The following is a 20,283-nucleotide window of genomic DNA, read 5'->3' on the forward strand; positions in this document are numbered from 1 at the left end:
CGCCGTGCGCCCGTTAGGGCGCACAAAGGTCGCTCTAATTTTCAGATAGATGCGTCGATCTATCCAAAAATCGAAAACGATTTTTGGGCCGATGCGTCGGCCAGAGTCAGAATTTCATCAGATTTTGCAGTGCCCTTCGATTGAAGAAAATAAAGGGGCGTTTCTTGCGCCCCTTTCATGCATAGAGCTTTATTCGTGTGAAACGTAGCGCACGAAAAGATCGCCAAACGCCGATTGAATTTATGTTTTGTGCGTTGTTCAGCCAAAACAATTCAGAATATCTTTATTCCGTCTGAGCATGGAAGAAAGTGTTCTCGTTAGCAAAAAATTGCGCTATCGCTAGAACTTTATCTGGCGAGTTTGAGGAGGCTTTGCCTCCATCATATTGAGGAGATTTCCGGTGCTGGACTGGGAAACTGTATTTGCAACGCGCTCGAAGCGTATGCGCGCTTCGGAAATCCGTGAACTTCTGAAATTGCTGGAGCGTCCGGATATTATTTCTTTTGCTGGCGGTATTCCGGACCCGGCATTGTTTCCGCATGCTGAATTTCAGAGCGCTTATCAGGATATTTTTGGTGGCCCTGAAGCCAATGCAGCTCTACAATATTCGGTATCTGAAGGCTATAAGCCGTTGCGCTCATGGCTTGTAGGCGAACTTGCTAAAATCGGCATTCCCTGCACGGAAGATAATGTCTTCATTACGTCCGGTTCGCAGCAGGCGCTCGATTATCTCGGCAAGCTTTTCATTTCGCCTAATGATACGGCACTCGTGACAGCGCCTACCTATCTTGGTGCGTTGCAGGCATTTAATGCCTATGAGCCGACCTATGACATTCTCTCGCTCAATGGAAACCGCACACCGGCTTCCTATAAGCAGCATGCGGAAGATGCTGGCGGTCAGGTAAAGTTTGCTTATCTCTCGGCAGATTTCAGCAATCCAACTGGCGAAACCGTTGATCTCGCAGGCCGCAAGAAGCTTATGGCTGATGCGGATGAGCTCGATATTCCGATCATCGAAGACGCTGCTTATCAGTATCTGCGTTACAATGGCGAAGCCATTGCGCCGATCCTGTCGCTCGATATTGAGCGCAACGGCGGTGATATTGAAAAGACCCGCACGATCTATTGCGGCTCGTTCTCGAAGACCCTCGCACCAGGTCTGCGTGTTGGCTATGTGGTTGCGTCGCAGGCGGTTATCCGCAAGCTCGTTCTGATGAAACAGGCGGCTGATCTTCATTCTTCGACGATCAACCAGATTGTTGTTCATCGCGTAGCCTCAAAAGGTTTCGATGCACAAGTCGCAAAGCTGCATGGTGTTTATAAGCACCGCCGCGACAAGATGCTGGAAGCGTTGGCCAAGTATATGCCGGAAGGCACAGACTGGACCAAGCCTGAAGGCGGCATGTTCATCTGGGTTACGCTGCCAAAGGGCATGGATGGTGCATCACTGCTTGCAGCTTCTATCGAAAGCGAGAAGGTGGCTTTCGTACCAGGTAAGGCATTCTTTGCTGATGGTACGGGCGCGAATACGCTGCGCCTGAGCTATTCATGTGCCAATGATGAAATGATTGATGAAGGTATCATGCGACTTGGTCGCTTGATCCGCACGCATTCCAAATCGGAAGCTGCATAAATTCAGAAGCCGGGCATTGCCCGGCTTTTTTGTTTCATTGGAATGGCGAATTGCAGCCCGTGCGCGGCCCTGCCAAGGGTTGGTATGTGTTATCCGAAGTACGATAGCTGCGGTACTGGTTCGAGCACCATGAAATATGGTTGCTGCTTGGGCCGACTGTTTTCACTGCTCTGCGATCAGCTGGTCGCACCTGAAGCGGATCACCATTCTTGTAGATCGGTATGCCTTCGCGCGAGATGTAATTGCCGCTGTCCCGGCATCCCGCGCCATAGCATTTGGGCGATCCGGCCTTTGGCTGATAGGAGCGTGGCAATGCGCCAGCAACAGGCGGTGTGCTTGGGCGCAAAGACGGCACGTAAGGCGTATTCAAATCAACAGCCGCAGCGCTGCCGACGAGGCTTGCCGCAAACAGACCTGTGCAAATTGTAATGCGTCCTATCTTTCCAAGCATTTCGTTATCCTGATTAAAAATATTATATGGTGACGTTTTCGAACAAAGCCAATGTGGCTGTAAAATCCTGAAAAGAACCACTTGCTAATTATAGCGCAAGTCGCGAAATTGCGCAGGCATGTTTACAATAGCCACATTTAATGTCGAAAATCTGATGCGCCGGTTTGATTTTTCCGGTTTTCGCAATGAATTGCATCAGGACCGCTCGCTTAAGCTCTTTGAGATCAGCGATGAAAAGCAATACCGTCTGCTTGAGCAGGCGCGGGCGGTTGCCCATACCGACGATACGCGGCAGATGACGGCTTTGGCTATTGCTGAAACGCGCGCCGATGTGCTTTGCCTGCAAGAAGTCGATAATCTCGCTGCACTCAATGCCTTTGAATATGGCTATCTTTTCAAGATGGTCGGGCAGGGCTATCGCAACAAATATCTAATCGATGGTAACGATAGTCGTGGCATCGACGTTGCCGTCATGGCGCGGGATACGACGCGGGATGGTCAGCGGATTGAAGTGCTGGAAGTCACCAGCCATGCGCATGTAACCTATAAAGAACTCGACCTTTATCAGCCGGTGCTGGCTGAACTGGGATTAGAGCCGCATGACCGCATTTTCAAACGCGATTGTCTTTGTCTTGATATGCGTATCGACGGCAAGCCTTTGACATTGTTTGTCGTACATCTGAAATCGATGGGCGGTTCCCGCAACGGGATGGATGGTCGCACCGCGTCATTACCTGTCAGACACGCCGAAACGCGTGCAATTCGCCATATCATTGAAGAGAAGTTTGGCTCGGGCAATACAGCAGACAAGCGCTGGCTCATTTGCGGTGATTTCAATGATTATCGTGAGCGGATTATCATCGAGGGTGATGAGTGGAACGGTTATCAGTTCACGCCGGTTAAAGAAGCGGCCAGTGCGCTCGATACTTTGTTGAATGATGGCTTTACTATCAATCTCGTGGAACGTCGCCTAGAGATGGATCGTTGGACGCTTTATCATACGCGTGGGCCGCAGGAGCGCCATCTTTGCCAGCTTGATTACATCCTCGCGTCGCCAGCGCTGGCAGACAAAAACGGTGGTGCGATCCCGCAGATTATCCGCCGTGGTCAGCCATGGCGCACGGTTTTTCCGCCGGGACAGGAGGTGGATCGCTATCCACGCACTGGATGGGATCGCCCGAAAGCCAGCGACCATTGCCCTGTGGCCGTGACGCTGAACATCGTTTGAGATTGAGGTCGCGCATGCAGAATGTAAAAGAAAACACGATCTATGAAATTGACCGTGTTGATGTGCAGGTTTTGCCCGGCCCACTTGATTACACGCAGGCGAACAACCTAGCCATTGCCGAAAACTGGCAGGGTGAATGTCAGGCCAATCCGACATTGTTTGATGGTGAAATTTATCTGGCACCTCAAGCGAGACTTGAAGGGTGTTCATTCACCGCCGGTTTTCATCGCACAAGCTTTGCAACGCTCATGTATTGGCGCAAAGACAAGCAAACGGTGCGGCCATGGCACATCTTTGGCGTGGGCGTCATAGTTTCGGCAGAGGGACATCTGATGGCTGCGCGCATGAGTTCACACAATGCTGTGGCCGGCCGCGTTTATTTTCCCGCAGGCTCGATTGATGACAATGATGTTGTCGACGGACATGCGGATTATGAAACCAATATGGCTCGTGAAGTCTTTGAGGAAACGGGCATAAAGCTTGGTGATGCCAAGGTGGAAGCAAAGACGCATCTGGTGACAGCTGACGGGAGCGTTGCGCTTTTTCGTCGTTATTATTTTGATCTTTCAACCGCTGAATTGCTGAAGCAGATTGAGACCAATCTGGCGCAACAGGCGGAGCCGGAGCTGTCAGAAATCATTCCGGTCACACAGGCTGGGGCAATGGGACCGGCGACGCCGCCTTATGTGCGGGCGTTTGCTGACTGGCATTTTGATAATCAACAGTAACGATTGGTTCTTACAGATGACAGCGCCGATAAATTGGCTATGCTCGCAGCTCAAGGCTATTCGCCGACTGTGATCTGAGGGAGACGTGAACGATGACCGAAGCTGCCAGTGCCGGCCGGTATTATGAGGTTTTTGATGTTTTTGCCGATAAGGCATTGGCAGGAAACCCACTGGCTGTCGTTCATGACTGCGAAGGTCTGACCGATGCGCGCATGCAGGCAATAGCGCGCGAGTTTAACCTGTCTGAGACGGTCTTCATTTTCCCGCCTGAAAATCCCATGCACGAAGCGGCGGTCCGTATTTTTACACCTGATTACGAACTGCCTTTTGCAGGGCACCCGACTGTTGGTGCCGCTGTATCTCTGGCACGACATCGCAGGACAGGTGATGAGTCCGACCGGATTGTTACGCTGGAAGAAAAAGTCGGCGTTGTTCGTTGCGGGGTTATTCTCGGTGAGAACAGTGCCTTTGCCGAATTTGATCTGCCACGCTTGCCAGAAAAGATCGATATTAAAATCGAGAAAGAAGAAGCCGCTGCCGCTATCGGACTTGGTACGCATGAAATTGGTTTTGAAAATCATATTCCAGCGATATGGAGCGCTGGCACTCCCTATCTGCTCGTGCCGGTTCATAACCTGATTGCGGCTGCAAAAGTCTCTATTGATCCCGTTTATGTCAGCGAAAGCCTGCCGCATGTCGGCGACCGGCCCTTGCCGATCTATGTCTATTGCCGTGAGACAATCTTGTTCGATAGCAACTATCACGCACGTATGTTTGTGACAGGATCGAATGTCTATGAAGACCCAGCGACAGGGTCTGCTGCTGCTGCTTTTGCGGGCATGATCCTTGCCAAAGACAAGCCCATGGATGGCAGTTCGCAATGGTGGATTGAGCAGGGCATGGAGATGGGCCGCCCTTCGCGTATTCGTCTTGAGCTTGATGTTTCTAAACAAGTGCTGACCGGCGCGCGTATTGGTGGGACGGCTGTGAAGATTGCAGAAGGGCGCTTGTTCGTTTGATTTTCATGTTTTGATTGCAGTCAAAGCGCAATCGCTGCTCCATAGTAATCTATCGATAGGTTCGATGAATAAGGGACGCTGGATATGCTGATCAAAGAAATGTCTGAAATTGATGTCCGCGATATGATCCAGCATACCGAGATTGGTCGGCTGGGTTATGTGCTTGATAATCGGCCCTATGTCGTACCGCTTGGGTTTAAGTTCAGCGGCGGCGCGCTCTATTCTTTCACTACAGACGGTCAGAAAACTGAGGCCATGCGAAAGAACAGTGCTGTCTGTATTTTATTCGATCAGATTGTCTCAAAAACGCAATGGCGCAGCGTTGTCGTGAATGGTCATTATCGCGAAATTACGCGGGATCAGGAAAAGGCCGCCATCGTGAATATGCTCTCAAATGAGCCAACGTGGTGGGAACCAGCTTACACCAAGACGATTACCAGTGGCGGCACACAACGCAAACTGGATCCAGTTTTCTTCCGCGTTGATATTGAAAGCGCCACTGGGCATCAGACGGCCTAATTGTCTCTTTTGCGCATTATCCCGCACAAAACTGCTTCGCACTTTTGTTGGGAATGCTTTAGCGGACTACCAGCACCGGAACCTTGCTGTGCGTCACGACTTCATAAGTCTGACTGCCAAGCAACATGCCTTTGAGGCCACGGCGACCATGTGACGCCATAACAATCAGGTCGTTGCGTAGTTCTTTGGCGGTTTCGATAATCGATGTCGCAGGATGCTGTGCCACGACATGCAATGTATGAATTTCAACACCTGCTTCATTTGCTAGTTCATGGGCGCGTGCGAGAGCCGCGTCAGCAAAGTCGTTCCACTCTTCTTCATAACGTTCGATGAAGGTAGGGCTGTCGGTAAATCCACCCGGGAGGCCGGAAAGCGAATAGGGTGCAGTCACAGTGAGGACAGTCACTTTGCTGCCCATGGCTTTTGCCGTGTCAAATCCATGAACAAGACCGCGTTCCGCAAACTCTGAACCATCGGTAGTGACCAGTATATTCTTATACATCGTGCCCTCGCTTTGACTTTATGCAACTTTAAAGTAGTTACTCAGACGATCATAACAAACCGTATATGTCGTTGATATAAAATAGAATAGGGCTTCGATAATCCATGCCACTTGATTGCGATACATTTCATGCGAGCTGGGTTGCGACTGTTCTTAATCTGGATTGGCCATCGAGAGCTTCTACACAGATTGAAAATGATTCCGAACGCGTGAAGCGCCAGAAGCAAGAGCTGGTGCGCATGTTTGATGAGGCAACCGAACATGGCATCAATGCTGTTATTTTTCAGGTTTCGCCTGCTGCGGACGCCTTTTATAAATCAGATTATCTGCCGTGGTCGTCTTATCTGACAGGCACGCTTGGAAAAGATCCGGGCTTTGACCCGTTGCGCTTTGCGATTTCGGAAGCACATAAGCGCGGTATTGAGCTTCATGCATGGCTTAATCCCTACCGGGTTTCGATGGATGTGCGGCCTGCGACACGCAAAGAGCTGAAGGGCTCTTCCAATGATTCCCCGCCGAGCGTCTATAAGACCAATCCGGAATGGGTGGGTATTTCAGCGGATCGTTATGTCCTTGATCCAGGCATTCCGGCTGTGCGCCAATGGGTGAGTAATATCACTGCCGAAGTGGTTCAGAAATACGATGTCGATGGTATCCAGTTCGACGATTATTTCTATTATGAAACCCAAGGCTCGCCGCTCAAGGATGACAAAACCTATAAGCGTTTTGGGACAAAGTTCTCCAGTAAGTATGACTGGCGACGCTACAATACTTATACGCTGGTGCAGGAAATTTCAGACCGGATCAAGGCGATCAAACCGCATGTTCAGTTTGGCATTAGCCCGGGCGGTGTCTGGCGCAATCAGGCGGATGATCCGCGTGGCTCTGCGACGCGTGCGGGCAAAACTAATTATGATGGCGACTTCGCTGATACGCGCGCTTGGGTGAAGGATGGTCTCATCGACTATATAGCGCCGCAGGTTTACTGGTCGTCCGGGCGCAAAGATGTGCCCTATGGTCCGATTGTCAGATGGTGGGCGGATACTGTGCGCGGTTCGAAGACCGATCTCTATATCGGTATGGCGCTATATCGGGCTGGTAGTTCTTCGAAGTCTGAACCCGAGTGGCTTGAGGGAAATGGCGTCGATGAAATTAAGCGCCAGCTTGATCTCAACAACGCAATACCAGAGGTAAAAGGCAGCATTCTTTTCCGCCAAGGATTTCTGTCTGATCCCAAACTTAAAAGCGTTTCTGCATATTTGAAAAAAAGATGGGGCAAGTGCAGCCCGCAAAAATAGCGGGTGAGATCGCATATATTTATTATCTAATTGATTTAAATCAAAGAAAGCATCTGCCTGCTGGTGCTAGTGATTGATCGTTGTCAGGTTCCACCAGAACTGACGGCCCGGGATGTCGAGGCCCAACCTAAAGCGACATCCCGGCTAAGAATTTCTCATTCAAGGATCTGTCGAGCGCACCAGCGCGATCTTTTTTTGCAGTGTTGCCCTGATCGACAGTCAGCGGGTGCTGTCAACATTGCCCTCCATCTCTCTCAATCAGCACCCGCGAAAACTCCTTTTCAAAATACCTTGTGCTTCAATAGCTTCTGAATGTTTGCTGCCAATGTGATTCAGAGGGGCATTATGTTGCAGTTGATAATCTGCGATCCGCTTGCTATCGCTCGCCCTAGGATACGGTTCTGCCCGCAAGGGTGGATGAAAAGGGAACACGGTGAGGCTTATTTGAAGAGCTGAGACCGAGACTGCCCCCGCAACTGTGACCGGAGAGTCGTCCTCCCATGATCGTTATCGCGATCATAGCCACTGAACATTCGCGTTCGGGAAGGCGGAGGATTGATGAAGACCCGGAAGTCAGGAGACCTGCCGCATCCAGTCACCCATGGCTGACACGAGGGGTGTCCAGTCGCGGCCGTCCGTAGCGGTGACATTGTGAAATGTTGCCGTGGGACAAAGACGGGGCGTTTACGCCCTGATTTCTGACACCTGCGGTGAAGCAACGCTTGCGCGCAGGAAGTAGACTAATGCATATTCTCCGACTATCGGCCTATCTCGCATCCACTATTTTGGTGGTTATGCCGCTTGATGCCTTTTCCCAGACGAACACTAACGCTCAGGATGGCCTTGTGCTCGATACGATTGTCGTCACGCCGCTTCGTCGCGCGACGTCGTTGCAGCGCTCCACATCGTCCGTCACGGTGATTGACAGCCAAGAGATAGGTCGTTCAGCAGCGCCTGATCTGCAATCACTGCTTCAATATTACCCCGGTATCTCGATCACCACCAATGGCGGGCAGGGGTCCTCTTCCAATCTCCATATTCGCGGTATGTCGTCGAAACAGACCGTTGTTTTAGTCAATGGCGTACGAACTGCATCAGCGACGACTGGCGCAACATCGCTTGCCAATATTCCACTCAGTTCAATTGATCGTATTGAAATCGCCAAAGGTGCACATTCCTCGCAATATGGTGCGGATGCGATGGGCGGTGTGATCAATATCATCACCAAGCAGGGCGGTGCCTGCGGTGAGCGTTCTTTCTGTGGCAGCGTTACAACGGGCGTCACGCATCCATGGGGTGGCTATGCGTCTGCGTCTCTGCAAGGCCAGAGCAAAGACGGCATTGATTATGCGTTTGGTGCGGCGGTAACAGGTACGCAAGGTTATAATTTCAAACAGCCGGGAACATTCGGTTATGAACCGGATCGTGATGGATTTCTGCAAGGCTCGTTCAATTTCTCCCTTGCAAAGGATTTCGACTGGGGCCGCATTTATACGGATGGTCTGTTGAGCCGCGGGCGCAACCAATATGACGCAACAGCACCGTCTTTTAACGAAGCTTACACGACCGCTTTCAATGGAAAAATTGGCACGCGTATTGATCATACGGACGACTGGTCTTCGACGATTGAACTCAGTTCAGGGCTGGATCACAGTCGGAACTTCCGTAAGAACGTTAGTGGTTCTGATCTGTTTGAAACCAAGCGCTACGGACTCTTTGCTTCGACTGAAAAGCAATTTGAAACAGGCAGCGTCTCTCATGTGGTGACGGGTGGGGTTGAGGCCTATCGTGAGGAGGTGAATGCCACGACGGTCTATGCGGAAACCAGTCGCGATTTGGCGGCAGTGTTCGGACAATATTCGCTGGAATATGATGCGCTGCGCTTTGATGGCGGCGTGCGTTATGATCACAACGAGCAGTTTGGCGACGTTGTGACTTATAATGCCGGAGCGAGCTATGAGATATTGCCTGATTTGGTGCTGCGCTCGTCATTTGGCACAGGCTTTCGTGCGCCGACCTTCAATGAGCTTTATTATCCCGGTTATGCAAATCCTGATCTGCAACCAGAAAAATCCCGTTCTTATGAAGTGGGTCTTAACTGGCAGGCAACAGATAAAACCAGCCTCGATATGGCTTTTTACCAGACGTGGTTGCGCGATGCGATCATGAGCACAGCGCCTTCTTATCTGCCCTATAATGTTGCGCGAGCAAAGATCACCGGCTTTGAAGCCACGCTGTCTCATCGCTTTAACGAGAGGTGGGGTGTGAAAGGCTCTATTGATCTGAAGCGTCCGATTGATGAAGACAGTGATAATGATCTGGCTTATCGCGAACGGGTCAAAGCAACGGCAGAAGTTAGCTACAAGCCGGTCGACAAACTCGATCTGACTGCGCGGCTGCTTTATGGCGGTTCACGTTTCACAAATGCTGCCAACACCAATAAGCTTGATCCCTATGTAACGGCAGATTTCATTGCGCTTTATGACATCGATGCGCAGTCTCAACTTAAGCTGTCGGTCGAGAATATTTTCAACAAGGATTATCAGACAACGTCTGGCTATATTGCGCCCGGGCGCACCATAAATATTGGGCTAACGCGGAATTTCTGATTGCAGATGATGTGGGCGCGTAGACAGACAGTTATGAAGAATCTGAGGCTTTGTCTTCTGGCAGGCCTGTTTCTCGCTGGCTTTCATTCTGCATTCGCAGAAGAACGCCCTCAACGTGTCGTGTCGATGAATGTCTGCACGGATCAGCTTGCAATATTGCTGTCTGATCCCGCGCAATTGCAATCGGTGTCCTATCTCTCGCGTGATCCTCTTTTGTCAGTGATGAGTGAGAAGGCAAAGGGATTGCCCGTTAATCATGGGCAGGCGGAGGAAGTTTTTCTCATGAAGCCCGATCTGGTGTTGGCAGGTACATTCTCTTCGCGTGCAACAGTTGGGCTTTTGCGTGATTTGGGCGTGCGGGTTGAGGAGTTCGCGCCTGCACGATCATTTCAGGATATCAAAACGCATATGAAGCGGCTGGGGGAATTGTTGGGACGCCAAGAAGAAGCTGCACGTCAGATTGCTGCAATGGATGCGGATTTATTGTCGATCAGAAGGCCTGATCGCAAGCCAACTGTGGCGCTTTATTATGCCAATAGCTATACGGCGGGGCGCGGGACGTTGATTGATGAAGCGATCCGTCTGGCGGGGCTTGATAATATCGCCGACAAGGCAGGCGTTCGTGGTTCCGCGATGTTGCCATTGGAAATGCTGGTCATGGAGAAGCCTGATATTCTGGTTCGAGGGTCACGCGGGCGACCGCCGGCACTGGCTTTTGAGAATTTCGAGCATCCGGCATTGCGTGCTCTTGAAGGCCATACGCGGACGGTGGCACTCAACGATAATCTGACAGTATGTGGTGGGCCATTCAGTGTTGAGGCTGTTGCAAAGCTCGCGGAGGCCGCGCGTGACTGAAACCGGGCGTTTTTATCTCCTGCTTGTTGCTCTGGGTTTGCTGGTTCTCGCGCTCTTTGCACTTTCTCTGCTGGTTGGTCCTGCATCGATCAGTGTGGGTGAGAGTATTCGGGCACTTTTTACCGGGCAGGGCGATGTGATTGTGTTGGTCATGCGTGAGATACGTCTTCCACGTGCAATCCTTGCCTTGTTGATCGGTGCGTCGCTTGGGCTTTCAGGCGCGGCCCTTCAGGGCTATTTGCGCAATCCTTTGGCTGAACCGGGACTTCTTGGGGTGAGCTCCTCCGCATCCCTTGGTGCAGTGATCGCAATCTATACCGGGCTTTCGCAGGTTTTCCCGCTGGCTCTGCCATTGCTGGCGCTGGTCGGTGCGTTTTTGTCAGTCTTTCTGGTAAAGGCTCTCGCAGGGCGTCACGCCGGAACGCTGACGGTTATCCTCGCAGGTGTTGCCGTCACCAGTCTTGCAGGGGCCATGACGGCACTTGCGCTTAATCTGTCGCCCAATCCATTTGCGGCGATGGAAATCGTGTTCTGGATGCTGGGTTCTCTGGCTGATCGCTCAATGACGCATGTGTGGCTTGCAGCGCCATTTATCTTGATTGGCTGGGTGATGTTGTTTTCGCTCGGACGCGCGCTCGATAGTCTCACACTGGGGTCGGATGCTGCCGCCAGTATGGGCGTTAATCTTTCCCGCGTTCAGGTTTTGGCAGTTCTTGGCACTGCGGCCAGTGTCGGGGCCTCGACCGCAGTAGCTGGTGCAATCGGTTTCGTCGGCCTTGTGGTGCCGCATTTGTTGCGTCCGCTGGTTGGTGCAAGACCATCGCGGCTGCTCGTTTCCAGTGCCTTTGGTGGGGCGGCACTATTGCTGGCTGCCGATGTTCTGGTGAGAGTGATCATGCCTGGGCGCGAATTGAAGCTTGGTGTGCTGACCGCAATCATCGGCGCTCCGTTCTTCTTGTGGCTTGTGTTTAAATATCGGAGGCGGCTGGTATGACTATGCTCTCCGTTAAAAACCTTGATGTGTCGCTCGGTCACAAAGCCGTTCTTGAAACTGTCAGCTTTGAAGTGGGTGAAGGCGAATTTATCGGCCTGATCGGGCCGAACGGTGCCGGTAAGACAACGCTTTTGCGCGCAATACTTGGGCTTACGCCTTCAAATGGCAATCTTTTACTCAATCGTTCGGACTTGCGACGCATGCACGTCGCCGACCGTGCCAAGGCGATCTCTTATCTGCCGCAGGAACGCGATGTTGCATGGCCCGTCACGGTTCGTATGCTTGTGTCGCTCGGGCGTTCAGCGTTGAAGCCGGTTTTTGCCGGTTTGGACAGCGGCGATGAAGCCGCCATTGAAACAGCAATGCAGCGTATGAGTGTGGCTGAGTTTGCGTTGCGTCCTGCCAATGAATTATCGGGCGGTGAAAGAGCGCGCGCTTTGATTGCGCGTGTTTTGGCGCAGGATACACCTATCATCATGGCAGACGAACCAGTGGCCGGACTGGACCCTGCGCATCAGCTTGAACTGATGGAAGTGTTTACTGCGCTTGCAGCAGAGAAAAAGACGGTGATCGCCTCGCTGCATGATCTTGGCTTGGCTGCAAAATACTGCACGCGGCTGATTGTTCTTGATCAGGGCAAACTCGTTGCCGATGGCATGTCGGAAGAGGTTCTTACTCCTCATTTGCTCAACGAGGTTTATGGAATCGATGGGCATTTGTTAAAAATCGATGATGATTTCGTCCTGCACACGCGCAAACGACTACGGTAGATTTTTGCAGTTTCCATTGAATAAATTTGCAAAATTGCGAGCATTTTTCCACCGGATGGTCAAAAATCCCAAATTTCGGCCAATCCTGCTTGCTCTTACAATTTCTTGTGATTAACCAATCATCTATCAGATACCGTTGAAATTGCGCTGAAAGGATGAGAAATCGTGGAGCAGGCAACGAGCGGAAAACGCAAAGGCGGACGCAAGGCGCTTTGGGCAGCAGTAGCAGTCATCGCCATCGCCGCTGCAGGTGCAGTCGGATACAAGATTACACTCGAAAAGACGATCAATGCTCAGCTTGAACGGCGCGGCGGTAAAGCTGCCTCCGTTTCAGCTGACTTCCTTGGTCATATCAAGCTGACCGATGTGGTCCTGCCTCTTAAAGACGGCACGGACATTACGATTGGTTCGATTGAAGGTCGTCCAAAAATCCTGTTCCTGAATGGCATGCTGGACGCCAAGGACATCAAAACAGAAGTTGCGCAGTTCAAAATTGCGCTGCCAAGTGTTCTTATTGACGACGCCAATTTCGACATTGGCATGTTGCGCGACACTTTTGGGAATGGTGAGCTGAGCCTTGCCGAGCGCGTTGGTCGTTTTTCTGCAAAGAGCATGTCTATTCCAGAAATCAATGTCGTTCAGATGCTGAACGATAAGGAACAAAAGACGTCCTACAAGGATGTTACACTTGAAGATATCGTGCATGGTCACGTGGCGCGCTATACTTCTTCTGGAGCGACCTTTGATCTCGATCTGACATTGCCAAATGAGTCAGGCACGATTGAAGAAGAACGCATGGCCGGCACGATCGGCGTATCAGAAGGTAAAGACATTGACGGTGTTTTCATCGCGCGTCTTTACACCGAAGCTGCGGGTCCAAATGACACCGAAGCCAAGCCAGTTTATGGGCCATTCTCTGCAAAAGACATCGTGATTAAAAGCACGAAATCGAATTTCAGCTATGCTGAAATCCGCAGCAATGGTTTCACCATGCGCCTGCCAGCGGAGCCAATTACGGAAACCTTGCAAAAGCTGGAAGCAGCTCAGGATATTGATGCGCTTCCGCCGGAAGAGCGTAAAGAGTTCTTTGTTCGTCTGATCGGTCTTTTTGATACGATTGGTAAGGGCGACGTTGAACTGCTTGGCATGAAGATTCAGCCAGGCGATGCTGAAAAGGGCGAAGGCAGCATCGAGAAAATGTCGATGGCGTTCGACAATAAGAAGCTTGATATGTCGCTCAATGGCTTCAATGCTGGCAATGGCAAGGATTACGTTAAGCTGGATGAGTTCTCGCTTAAAGGCTTCAATTGGGCACCTTCAGCGGAAGCGATAACAAAGTTTGCCGCTTTGAATGAAGAGGAAATGGAAAATTTCCCATTCACGACGATGCTGCCAGAGTTTGGGACAATTGTTGTCAAAGGCATCGAAGCCGATGTTCCTTATGATAACAACGTCAATGATGATATTGATATTGAGGATGAAGACGGCAATCCAGCTCCAAAGCCGGACGGTCTGCCACATCGCATGAAAATTGGCGTTAAAAGCTATGAAGTCGCGCTGAATAAGCCTGTAAACGGCATTCCGTCTGATATTCGTATTACGTATGAAGATATGTCTTTGCCAGTGCCTGCGGATAGCGGCGAAGAGATGTATCAGCAGCTTCGTAAGCTTGGTTATGACCGCGTCACGATTTCTTCAAACGTCGAAGCAAACTGGGATGAGCCAACACAGAACCTTATCATTAAGGACATTTCTGTGAGCGGCAAGGATATGGGCAAGATTTCAATGTCCGGCTTGATGGGCGGCTTTTCCAAGGAGTTTTTCTCTGGCGATAAGGTTCTTGCTCAGGTTGCACTTCTCGGGCTTAAGGCGCGTGAAGTGAAGCTGAAGGTTGAGAATGAAGGTCTCGCTGAAAAGGGACTGAAGCTCTATGCAGACGAAAACGACATGTCTGTTGAAGAAGCACGCAGCACACTTACACTTATCGCGAGTGCAGTTCTGCAGGAACTTGCTGCCGATCAGCCACAGCTTGAGGGCGTAATCTCGGCGTTCAATACGTTTTTGGCTAAGCCGAAGACCTTTGAAGTGACTGCGAAATCGAAGTCTGAACGCGGTATCGGTGCATTGGAAATGATTGCTGTTTCGCAAGATCCGATGTCGATCCTCGACAAGATCAATATTGAAGCAACTGCCGACTAATACGAGCATTCTTTAATGGATGAACAAAAGCGCCGGCTCATGTAGCCGGCGTTTGCTTTTTCAGCCGAATTTCAGATAGGGTGCGCAAATTAAAATTCACCATTCGGAACTCATCAATGCTCAAAAATATAAACCCACTGCTGACTGGTTCTCTTCTCGAAGTGCTTGCGGATATGGGCCATGGCGACGATCTGGTTATCGTTGACGCCAATTATCCTGCACAGGCTTCTGGCGTTCAGGTTATCGATTTGCCGGGCATCAGCGCAACTGACGTTGCAGAGGCTGTTCTGTCGCTTTTGCCGCTTGATGACTTTGTCGATCTGCCTGCGGCTGTCATGGAAGCGCCGAATGATACGCCAGCGATTTTTGGTGAGTTTGAAGCGATCATCGAAAAGGCTGAAGGCCGCAAGATCGCAGTTGAGCCAATTGAACGTTTTGCTTTTTATGATCGTGCAAGCGCTGCTTATGCTGTCATCCGTTCGGGTGAAAAGCGCCTTTATGGTAATATCATTTTCAAGAAGGGCGTTATTCGCTCGTAATTGAAACGGAAAAAGCCCCGCGATGCGGGGCTTTTTTTATTGATGCAGTTTTACTGCTGAGGCTTTGGGTGATGATGTTCCATCTTGCCCTTGCCGCCATGATGCGGACCCTTTGGACCGTGGTGGAGTTTCTTGGCCGCGCGCAGTTCATGACGATCAAGCTGGCCGTCTTCGTTGCGATCAAGCGCTGCGAATTCCTTCTGGCGCTGCTTCTCAATCGCTTCGAGCGTGATTTTGCCATCGCCCTTAACGTCAAGGCGGCGTTCTAAGCGATCTGCTGCACGGCTTACCATGCGCTTAAGGGCAAGCGCTTCGATTTCATCGCGAGACAGAACACCGTCACCATTGGTATCTGCGGCTTTTAGTTCTTCCATGCGGGAGAACTTTTCCAGATCAATTGGTCCGCGCTTGCCTTTGGTTCCATCAGTTTGTGTAATGGAAGTATCCGTCGCCGATTTTCCTGTATTTTCGGTTGCTTTTTCCTGCGCAAAGGCAGCGGTAGAAAGCAATGCTGACGCGATAACTGCAACATACAAGGTCTTCGATTTCATGGTTCTATGACTCCATCACTCTATACAAGGGCGCCATTGATTGGCGTGTGAGTAATGTCGGTCATTTTAGGTGAACCTGATATGAACAAGCCAATTAATAATTGGTAATGTTATGATGCTCGTTTTGCGCGCAATCTTTCTCTGAACATTGAGAAGAGGCCAGCTGCCACAACAATGCTTGCGCCTGTCAGAACGTTCCAGGTTAGCTGTTCGTGGAAGACCAATACGGCAATCAAAGCGCCTACGACCAACTGTAGATATGTCAGCGGCTGCACTTCAACGGCTTCAAGAATGTCGTAAGCGCGAATGAGGCAATAGTGGCTGGCGATGCCTGTTACGCAGAGCGCTGCCATCCATGGCCAATCGTGCAGAGCGATAGACTCGACATGGAATAGGCCGATCATGGTGAGAACAACTGCGCCGCCAATGCCAGTATAGAAAAAGCTGGTCATTGAGGTGTCAGTTTTGCTGACTGCGCGTGTGGCAATCGCATAAAATGCAAAAATGACTGTGGCGGTAATCGGAAACATGAGCGCCCAGTCAAACTGCACATGTGTCGGGTCGATAATCAGTAGGACGCCAAATAAGCCCACGAAAATCGCGACCCAGCGACGCCAGCCGACCTTTTCGCCAAGGAGCGGCACTGAGAGCATTGTGATTAGCAGCGGGGCTGCCTGAAAGATTGACTGCGTCATGGCCATACCGACGCGGCTGAGGCCGTAAACGAGTATAACGATTTCGGCTGCGAGCAGTATTCCGCGAAGAATCTGCAAGACTGGGCGCTTTGTCGAAGCCGCGCGTGCGATTCCCCCTGAACGCGTAGCAACAAGAATCACGAAGGCTGCAAAAACCCAATAACGCACCATCGTAATAAAGATGGGCGAATAGTGTGAGCCGAGATACTTCGAAATACCGTCTTGTGTTGCGAAGATGGTGACGGCGAGAAGTGTGAAGGTGTAGCCAAGGCTTTTGGGGGTCATGTGGCACTCATAGTACCACTGTGCCAGTTTCGCCATTTCTATTTGTAAGGAATCGTTCTTTTCAGCGAACTAAAAGTTAGGCGATAGCGGTTTGGAATTTTTCGAAAGAGTTTTCCCGTTGCCCTTGCCCGGGCATTCGGTAATCAGCGGTAACTCTTTGTAAGAAAGGAGAAAATGGTGGGTGATGTAGGGATCGAACCTACGACCCGCTGATTAAGAGTCAGCTGCTCTACCAACTGAGCTAATCACCCACTCGCTACTCCGAGGCAGCGGCCCCGGTGCAGTGAGCGGTTCTATAAAGGCCACTTTTCTTTGTGTCTAGCCTCCAATTGAAAAAAAACGAAAAAAAGTGGAATGAATTTTAAAAGTCCCGGAAATACTGGGTTTTTCTAAGTTACCAATTGCGCGCATATCGTGCACATCTCTGGTATGCGTCTTTTGATTGCTGATGTGTGGTCGAATTTATGGAATCAAATCATTCATGATTCTGTTTTTGAAACATTTTTTCAGTGTGTGGTTGCAACGAAGCGCCTGAATTTCCATATGCATGAAGCTCAAATCACATGCTTTTGTGTATTGTGATAATGATTGCTTCCGGCTTTTTATGAGCGCGCCGCAAATGTCGCAGTCATGTCATCAATTTTTGATGCTTGTCTGAGATGCTTCGGCATATAAAAGACTTGATAGGCGAATATGATTTTTGCCATTGAGAAGATGCTGCAAGCGTTTGTTACGCGCAGGCAGGCGAGGGGTTCACGCACCGGATTGTCCTCGTTTAAGAAAACCCGAAGCCGCACCCAAGGTTGGGACGCGTTTTCATAATCCGGTTCGCGGCATTTTGAGGACGGAATGGAAAGCATAATCAGCGACCTCGGACAGTTCATCTCCGATCATCGGGCATGGGCCGCTCCTATCGTGGGCGTCATCGCCTTCGGCGAGTCACTCGCTATTATTGGAATGCTTATTCCCGCTACGCCGATCATGCTCGCGATTGGTGGTCTCGTCGGTGCTGGTATCGTTGAGCCATGGCCTATTATCATTGGTGCGGTCATTGGTGCCGTAATCGGTGATATCGTTTCCTATTTGCTTGGCTGGTGGCTTGGTCGCAGCATTATTCACAAATGGCCGCTCAATAAGCATCGTACTGGTATAGCGCGCGCGCGCTTGCTTTTTCGCCGTTATGGTTTTTCCGCGGTATTCCTCGGTCGCTTCTTTGGTCCGGTGCGCTGCACGGTGCCGATGGTTGCAGGCATGATGTCGATGGATCAGAAGCGGTTCCAGACGGCAAACGTTCTTTCTGCTATGGTCTGGGCACCTGTCATGTTCTTGCCGGGCTGGCTCGCGGGTCGTGGAATCGGTATTTTTGCGAAGATGGATGGCGATCACATGTTCTGGGCCGTTGTCGGGGTCACGCTCGTGACGATCGTTGCAACCTTGTTTGGTATGCGCTTTTTCAAGGGCCGTCCGCGTCGTGAGCGTAAGCGCGGCGTTCATGTTTCTCCAGCAGAATAGCATATGGTCTTGCGCGTGAGCCGCGCGTCTGCATAATGCAGCAATCTTATGCTTATTTAACAACATGGCATTTGAGGGTGAGCAAGCAGCTCCTTTCATGTCTTTTTAAAAGGTTCATCGCGCTTTATGCCCGACGACAGTTCTGACGACCCGTCTTCACGAAGTCCCGCTCCCTTTCAGGGAGCGTCGGACTTAAAAGGCTTTGAGCTTACTCACGCCGTTTGCAGTTTCTTCTCGCCGATCCGTTTTTCTACGGTTCGGGAAGAAAACGCATGCGGCGTTTTTTCTGTTTCCCCTTCTTTTTGATTTTATAGGAGCCGACACATCATGGATTGGTCCATGGACTGGATTGCCGACCCCAATGCCTGGATAGGTCTGGTAACATTGGTGGTGCTGGAGATTGTTCTCGGCATCGACAATCTCGTTTTTATCGCAATTCTCGCCGATAAACTTCCGCCGCATCAGCGTAATCGTGCGCGTATAATTGGTCTCACATTGGCCTTGGTCATGCGCCTTGCGCTTCTGGCATCGATCTCGTGGATCGTGACGCTGCGCGAACCGCTGATTACCGTGATGGAGCTTTCATTCTCCGGTCGCGACCTTATCATGCTGGTCGGTGGTCTCTTCTTGCTCGCCAAGGGTACAATGGAGTTGCATGAGCGCCTTGAAGGTGCCCATGGGCCAAAGAACTCGCGTGTCGTTCATGCAGTTTTCTGGCAGGTCATTGTTCAGATCGTTGTGCTCGATGCGGTGTTCTCGCTCGATAGCGTGATTACAGCTGTCGGCATGGTGCAGCATCTTCCTGTGATGATGATAGCGGTCGTTATCGCTGTGGGCGTTATGATGCTCGCAGCGCGTCCGCTCATGGATTTTGTGAATAAACATCCGACGGTTGTTATTCTCTGCCTTGGCTTCCTGATGATGATCGGCTTCAGTCTGGTCGTTGAAGGCTTTGGCTTCCATATTCCAAAGGGCTATCTCTATGCCGCTATCGGCTTCTCGGTATTGATTGAGGCAGCCAACCAGATGGCGCGTAAGAATCGTGAGAAGCTGGTGACAACCAACGATCTGCGCGAGCGCACCGCGGGAGCCGTCTTGCGGCTCCTCGGTGGTCAGCGCGATGACAATCCGCTCTCCGATACAGTTGATGTGATTGCGCAGCAAACGGCATCCAACGACATCTTCCTGCCGGAAGAAAAAGAGATGATCCGCGGCGTTCTCGATCTTGCAGATCGCCCTGTACGCACCATCATGTCGCCGCGTAATGAGATCGAATGGCTTGATCTGGATGAAGACGAAGCGGAATTGCATCAGGCAATTCGCGAGCTTTCGCATTCGCGGGTCGTCGTGGCCCGCCGTCAGGTCGATGAATTTGTCGGTGTGGCGCTGGTCAAAGACTTGTTGCTCGATATGAGCGACAAGAAGCCGATTGACTGGAATAATGTCGTTAAGCAGCCGCTCGTGGTTCATGAAAATGCGAATGTTTTGCGCGTTATGGAGCAGTTGCGTGTTTCACCGGTACAGCTTGCTGTAGTGATTGATGAGCACGGCTCGTTTGAAGGTGTGGTTACACCGACCGACGTGCTTGAGGCCATCGCGGGCGAATTCCCGGATGAAGACGAAGAGGCATCTGTTGCAGAATCGGATGGGCAGGGTGGTTATCTGGTCGATGGCTTCACCGACATTCGTCGTATGAGCAGCATTCTTCAACGCGATCTTGTGGATGACAGTGATCGTTACACGACACTGGCCGGTTATGTCATTTGGCACCTTGGGCATTTGCCGCTGGGTGGTGAGAGCTTCGTTTCCGACGGGTTCGAGTTTACGATCCATTCGATGAATGGTCGACATGTCGAAAAGGTTCGTATTCGGCCGGTTGACGATTACGAGGTGTAA

Annotated in this window: 19 protein-coding genes, 1 tRNA gene and 1 riboswitch; of the genes, 14 read left to right on the forward strand and 6 right to left on the reverse strand. The window is 51.0% G+C overall.

Translation table 11 applies throughout. The features are described from left to right. The first annotated feature begins 400 nt into the window (after window positions 1–400). The gene (locus tag WH356_RS19165; RefSeq protein ID WP_339513668.1) at window positions 401–1,633 is read left to right on the forward strand and encodes an aminotransferase-like domain-containing protein; all 1,233 of its coding nucleotides are present in this window, start codon (window positions 401–403) and stop codon (window positions 1,631–1,633) included. Between the two features lie 34 nt (window positions 1,634–1,667). Here the strand turns inward: WH356_RS19165 and WH356_RS19170 are convergent, their stop codons facing one another. Further along, window positions 1,668–2,084 carry a BA14K family protein gene (locus WH356_RS19170; RefSeq protein WP_339513670.1) on the reverse strand — a complete coding sequence of 139 codons (417 nt, stop codon included), beginning with the start codon at window positions 2,082–2,084 and terminating at the stop codon, window positions 1,668–1,670. A gap of 118 nt (window positions 2,085–2,202) precedes the next feature. Between WH356_RS19170 and WH356_RS19175 the strand changes: the two genes are divergently transcribed. The 4 genes from WH356_RS19175 to WH356_RS19190 all read left to right on the forward strand — a co-directional run bounded on the left by WH356_RS19175 (window position 2,203) and on the right by WH356_RS19190 (window position 5,578). After that, the gene (locus WH356_RS19175; protein ID WP_339513672.1) at window positions 2,203–3,312 is read left to right on the forward strand and encodes an endonuclease/exonuclease/phosphatase family protein; all 1,110 of its coding nucleotides are present in this window, start codon (window positions 2,203–2,205) and stop codon (window positions 3,310–3,312) included. A gap of 14 nt (window positions 3,313–3,326) precedes the next feature. Continuing rightward, window positions 3,327–4,040, forward strand: coding sequence for an NUDIX domain-containing protein (locus tag WH356_RS19180; RefSeq protein ID WP_339513674.1), 714 nt, complete (start codon window positions 3,327–3,329; stop codon window positions 4,038–4,040). Between the two features lie 92 nt (window positions 4,041–4,132). After that, complete coding sequence (locus WH356_RS19185) at window positions 4,133–5,059, forward strand: PhzF family phenazine biosynthesis protein (RefSeq protein ID WP_339513675.1); 927 nt, start codon at window positions 4,133–4,135, stop codon at window positions 5,057–5,059. Window positions 5,060–5,143: 84 nt separating this feature from the next. Beyond that, window positions 5,144–5,578, forward strand: a complete 435-nt coding sequence (locus tag WH356_RS19190; protein ID WP_339513677.1) for a pyridoxamine 5'-phosphate oxidase family protein — start codon at window positions 5,144–5,146, stop codon at window positions 5,576–5,578. A 58-nt stretch (window positions 5,579–5,636) separates the two neighbouring features. Here WH356_RS19190 and WH356_RS19195 read toward each other — a convergent pair whose 3' ends face one another. Then, entirely contained in the window at window positions 5,637–6,080 is a 444-nt protein-coding gene (locus WH356_RS19195) for a universal stress protein (RefSeq protein WP_339513679.1), read from the reverse strand. Window positions 6,081–6,184: 104 nt separating this feature from the next. On the opposite strand from WH356_RS19195, the gene WH356_RS19200 reads away from it, so the two are divergent. The 7 genes from WH356_RS19200 (at window position 6,185) to WH356_RS19230 (ending at window position 15,344) form a co-directional block, all read left to right on the forward strand. Continuing rightward, a complete protein-coding gene (locus tag WH356_RS19200) occupies window positions 6,185–7,378 on the forward strand; it encodes a glycoside hydrolase family 10 protein (RefSeq protein ID WP_339513681.1) in 1,194 nt (397 codons plus the stop codon). 379 nt (window positions 7,379–7,757) lie between these two features. After that, a riboswitch (cobalamin riboswitch) is annotated at window positions 7,758–7,982 on the forward strand. Between the two features lie 139 nt (window positions 7,983–8,121). Next, window positions 8,122–9,987, forward strand: coding sequence for a TonB-dependent receptor domain-containing protein (locus tag WH356_RS19205; protein ID WP_339513683.1), 1,866 nt, complete (start codon window positions 8,122–8,124; stop codon window positions 9,985–9,987). 33 nt (window positions 9,988–10,020) lie between these two features. Next, window positions 10,021–10,842 carry an ABC transporter substrate-binding protein gene (locus WH356_RS19210; protein WP_339513685.1) on the forward strand — a complete coding sequence of 274 codons (822 nt, stop codon included), beginning with the start codon at window positions 10,021–10,023 and terminating at the stop codon, window positions 10,840–10,842. Further along, window positions 10,835–11,836: a FecCD family ABC transporter permease gene (locus tag WH356_RS19215; RefSeq protein ID WP_339513687.1), complete on the forward strand. Its 1,002-nt coding sequence runs from the start codon at window positions 10,835–10,837 to the stop codon at window positions 11,834–11,836. The genes WH356_RS19210 and WH356_RS19215 overlap by 8 nt, the downstream gene beginning before the upstream one ends. Then, the gene (locus tag WH356_RS19220; RefSeq protein WP_339513689.1) at window positions 11,833–12,606 is read left to right on the forward strand and encodes an ABC transporter ATP-binding protein; all 774 of its coding nucleotides are present in this window, start codon (window positions 11,833–11,835) and stop codon (window positions 12,604–12,606) included. The genes WH356_RS19215 and WH356_RS19220 overlap by 4 nt, the downstream gene beginning before the upstream one ends. 165 nt (window positions 12,607–12,771) lie before the next feature. Beyond that, complete coding sequence (locus WH356_RS19225; RefSeq protein ID WP_339513690.1) at window positions 12,772–14,805, forward strand: hypothetical protein; 2,034 nt, start codon at window positions 12,772–12,774, stop codon at window positions 14,803–14,805. 116 nt (window positions 14,806–14,921) lie between these two features. Beyond that, window positions 14,922–15,344, forward strand: a complete 423-nt coding sequence (locus tag WH356_RS19230) for an RbsD/FucU family protein (protein WP_339513692.1) — start codon at window positions 14,922–14,924, stop codon at window positions 15,342–15,344. Window positions 15,345–15,394: 50 nt separating this feature from the next. Here WH356_RS19230 and WH356_RS19235 read toward each other — a convergent pair whose 3' ends face one another. The 4 genes from WH356_RS19235 to WH356_RS19250 all read right to left on the reverse strand — a co-directional run bounded on the left by WH356_RS19235 (window position 15,395) and on the right by WH356_RS19250 (window position 17,735). Further along, entirely contained in the window at window positions 15,395–15,895 is a 501-nt protein-coding gene (locus tag WH356_RS19235) for an EF-hand domain-containing protein (protein WP_339513694.1), read from the reverse strand. 110 nt (window positions 15,896–16,005) lie between these two features. Further along, the gene (locus tag WH356_RS19240) at window positions 16,006–16,875 is read right to left on the reverse strand and encodes a DMT family transporter (RefSeq protein WP_339513696.1); all 870 of its coding nucleotides are present in this window, start codon (window positions 16,873–16,875) and stop codon (window positions 16,006–16,008) included. Window positions 16,876–17,050: 175 nt separating this feature from the next. Next, a tRNA-Lys gene (locus WH356_RS19245) sits at window positions 17,051–17,126 on the reverse strand. Between the two features lie 351 nt (window positions 17,127–17,477). Further along, window positions 17,478–17,735: a hypothetical protein gene (locus WH356_RS19250; protein ID WP_339513698.1), complete on the reverse strand. Its 258-nt coding sequence runs from the start codon at window positions 17,733–17,735 to the stop codon at window positions 17,478–17,480. Here WH356_RS19250 and WH356_RS19255 point away from each other — a divergent pair. Next, window positions 17,725–18,387, forward strand: coding sequence for a DedA family protein (locus tag WH356_RS19255; protein WP_339513700.1), 663 nt, complete (start codon window positions 17,725–17,727; stop codon window positions 18,385–18,387). The two genes, WH356_RS19250 and WH356_RS19255, sit on opposite strands and share 11 nt — an antisense overlap. A 327-nt stretch (window positions 18,388–18,714) precedes the next feature. After that, window positions 18,715–20,283 carry a TerC family protein gene (locus tag WH356_RS19260; protein WP_339513703.1) on the forward strand — a complete coding sequence of 523 codons (1,569 nt, stop codon included), beginning with the start codon at window positions 18,715–18,717 and terminating at the stop codon, window positions 20,281–20,283.

Source organism: Ochrobactrum sp. MYb379 (genome assembly GCF_037479515.1).
Lineage (GTDB): Bacteria > Pseudomonadota > Alphaproteobacteria > Rhizobiales > Rhizobiaceae > Brucella.

Bases quoted from the DNA above. Each gene is read 5' to 3' on its own strand.
- WH356_RS19195 (WP_339513679.1), bottom strand. From the start codon at position 6,080: ATGTATAAGAATATACTGGTCACTACCGATGGTTCAGAGTTTGCGGAA.
- WH356_RS19170 (WP_339513670.1), bottom strand. From the start codon at position 2,084: ATGCTTGGAAAGATAGGACGCATTACAATTTGCACAGGTCTGTTTGCG.
- WH356_RS19190 (WP_339513677.1), top strand. From the start codon at position 5,144: ATGCTGATCAAAGAAATGTCTGAAATTGATGTCCGCGATATGATCCAG.
- WH356_RS19200 (WP_339513681.1), top strand. From the start codon at position 6,185: ATGCCACTTGATTGCGATACATTTCATGCGAGCTGGGTTGCGACTGTT.
- WH356_RS19255 (WP_339513700.1), top strand. From the start codon at position 17,725: ATGGAAAGCATAATCAGCGACCTCGGACAGTTCATCTCCGATCATCGG.
- WH356_RS19175 (WP_339513672.1), top strand. From the start codon at position 2,203: ATGTTTACAATAGCCACATTTAATGTCGAAAATCTGATGCGCCGGTTT.
- WH356_RS19220 (WP_339513689.1), top strand. From the start codon at position 11,833: ATGACTATGCTCTCCGTTAAAAACCTTGATGTGTCGCTCGGTCACAAA.
- WH356_RS19210 (WP_339513685.1), top strand. From the start codon at position 10,021: ATGAAGAATCTGAGGCTTTGTCTTCTGGCAGGCCTGTTTCTCGCTGGC.
- WH356_RS19260 (WP_339513703.1), top strand. From the start codon at position 18,715: ATGGATTGGTCCATGGACTGGATTGCCGACCCCAATGCCTGGATAGGT.
- WH356_RS19250 (WP_339513698.1), bottom strand. From the start codon at position 17,735: ATGCTTTCCATTCCGTCCTCAAAATGCCGCGAACCGGATTATGAAAAC.
- WH356_RS19240 (WP_339513696.1), bottom strand. From the start codon at position 16,875: ATGACCCCCAAAAGCCTTGGCTACACCTTCACACTTCTCGCCGTCACC.
- WH356_RS19235 (WP_339513694.1), bottom strand. From the start codon at position 15,895: ATGAAATCGAAGACCTTGTATGTTGCAGTTATCGCGTCAGCATTGCTT.
- WH356_RS19185 (WP_339513675.1), top strand. From the start codon at position 4,133: ATGACCGAAGCTGCCAGTGCCGGCCGGTATTATGAGGTTTTTGATGTT.
- WH356_RS19230 (WP_339513692.1), top strand. From the start codon at position 14,922: ATGCTCAAAAATATAAACCCACTGCTGACTGGTTCTCTTCTCGAAGTG.
- WH356_RS19205 (WP_339513683.1), top strand. From the start codon at position 8,122: ATGCATATTCTCCGACTATCGGCCTATCTCGCATCCACTATTTTGGTG.
- WH356_RS19180 (WP_339513674.1), top strand. From the start codon at position 3,327: ATGCAGAATGTAAAAGAAAACACGATCTATGAAATTGACCGTGTTGAT.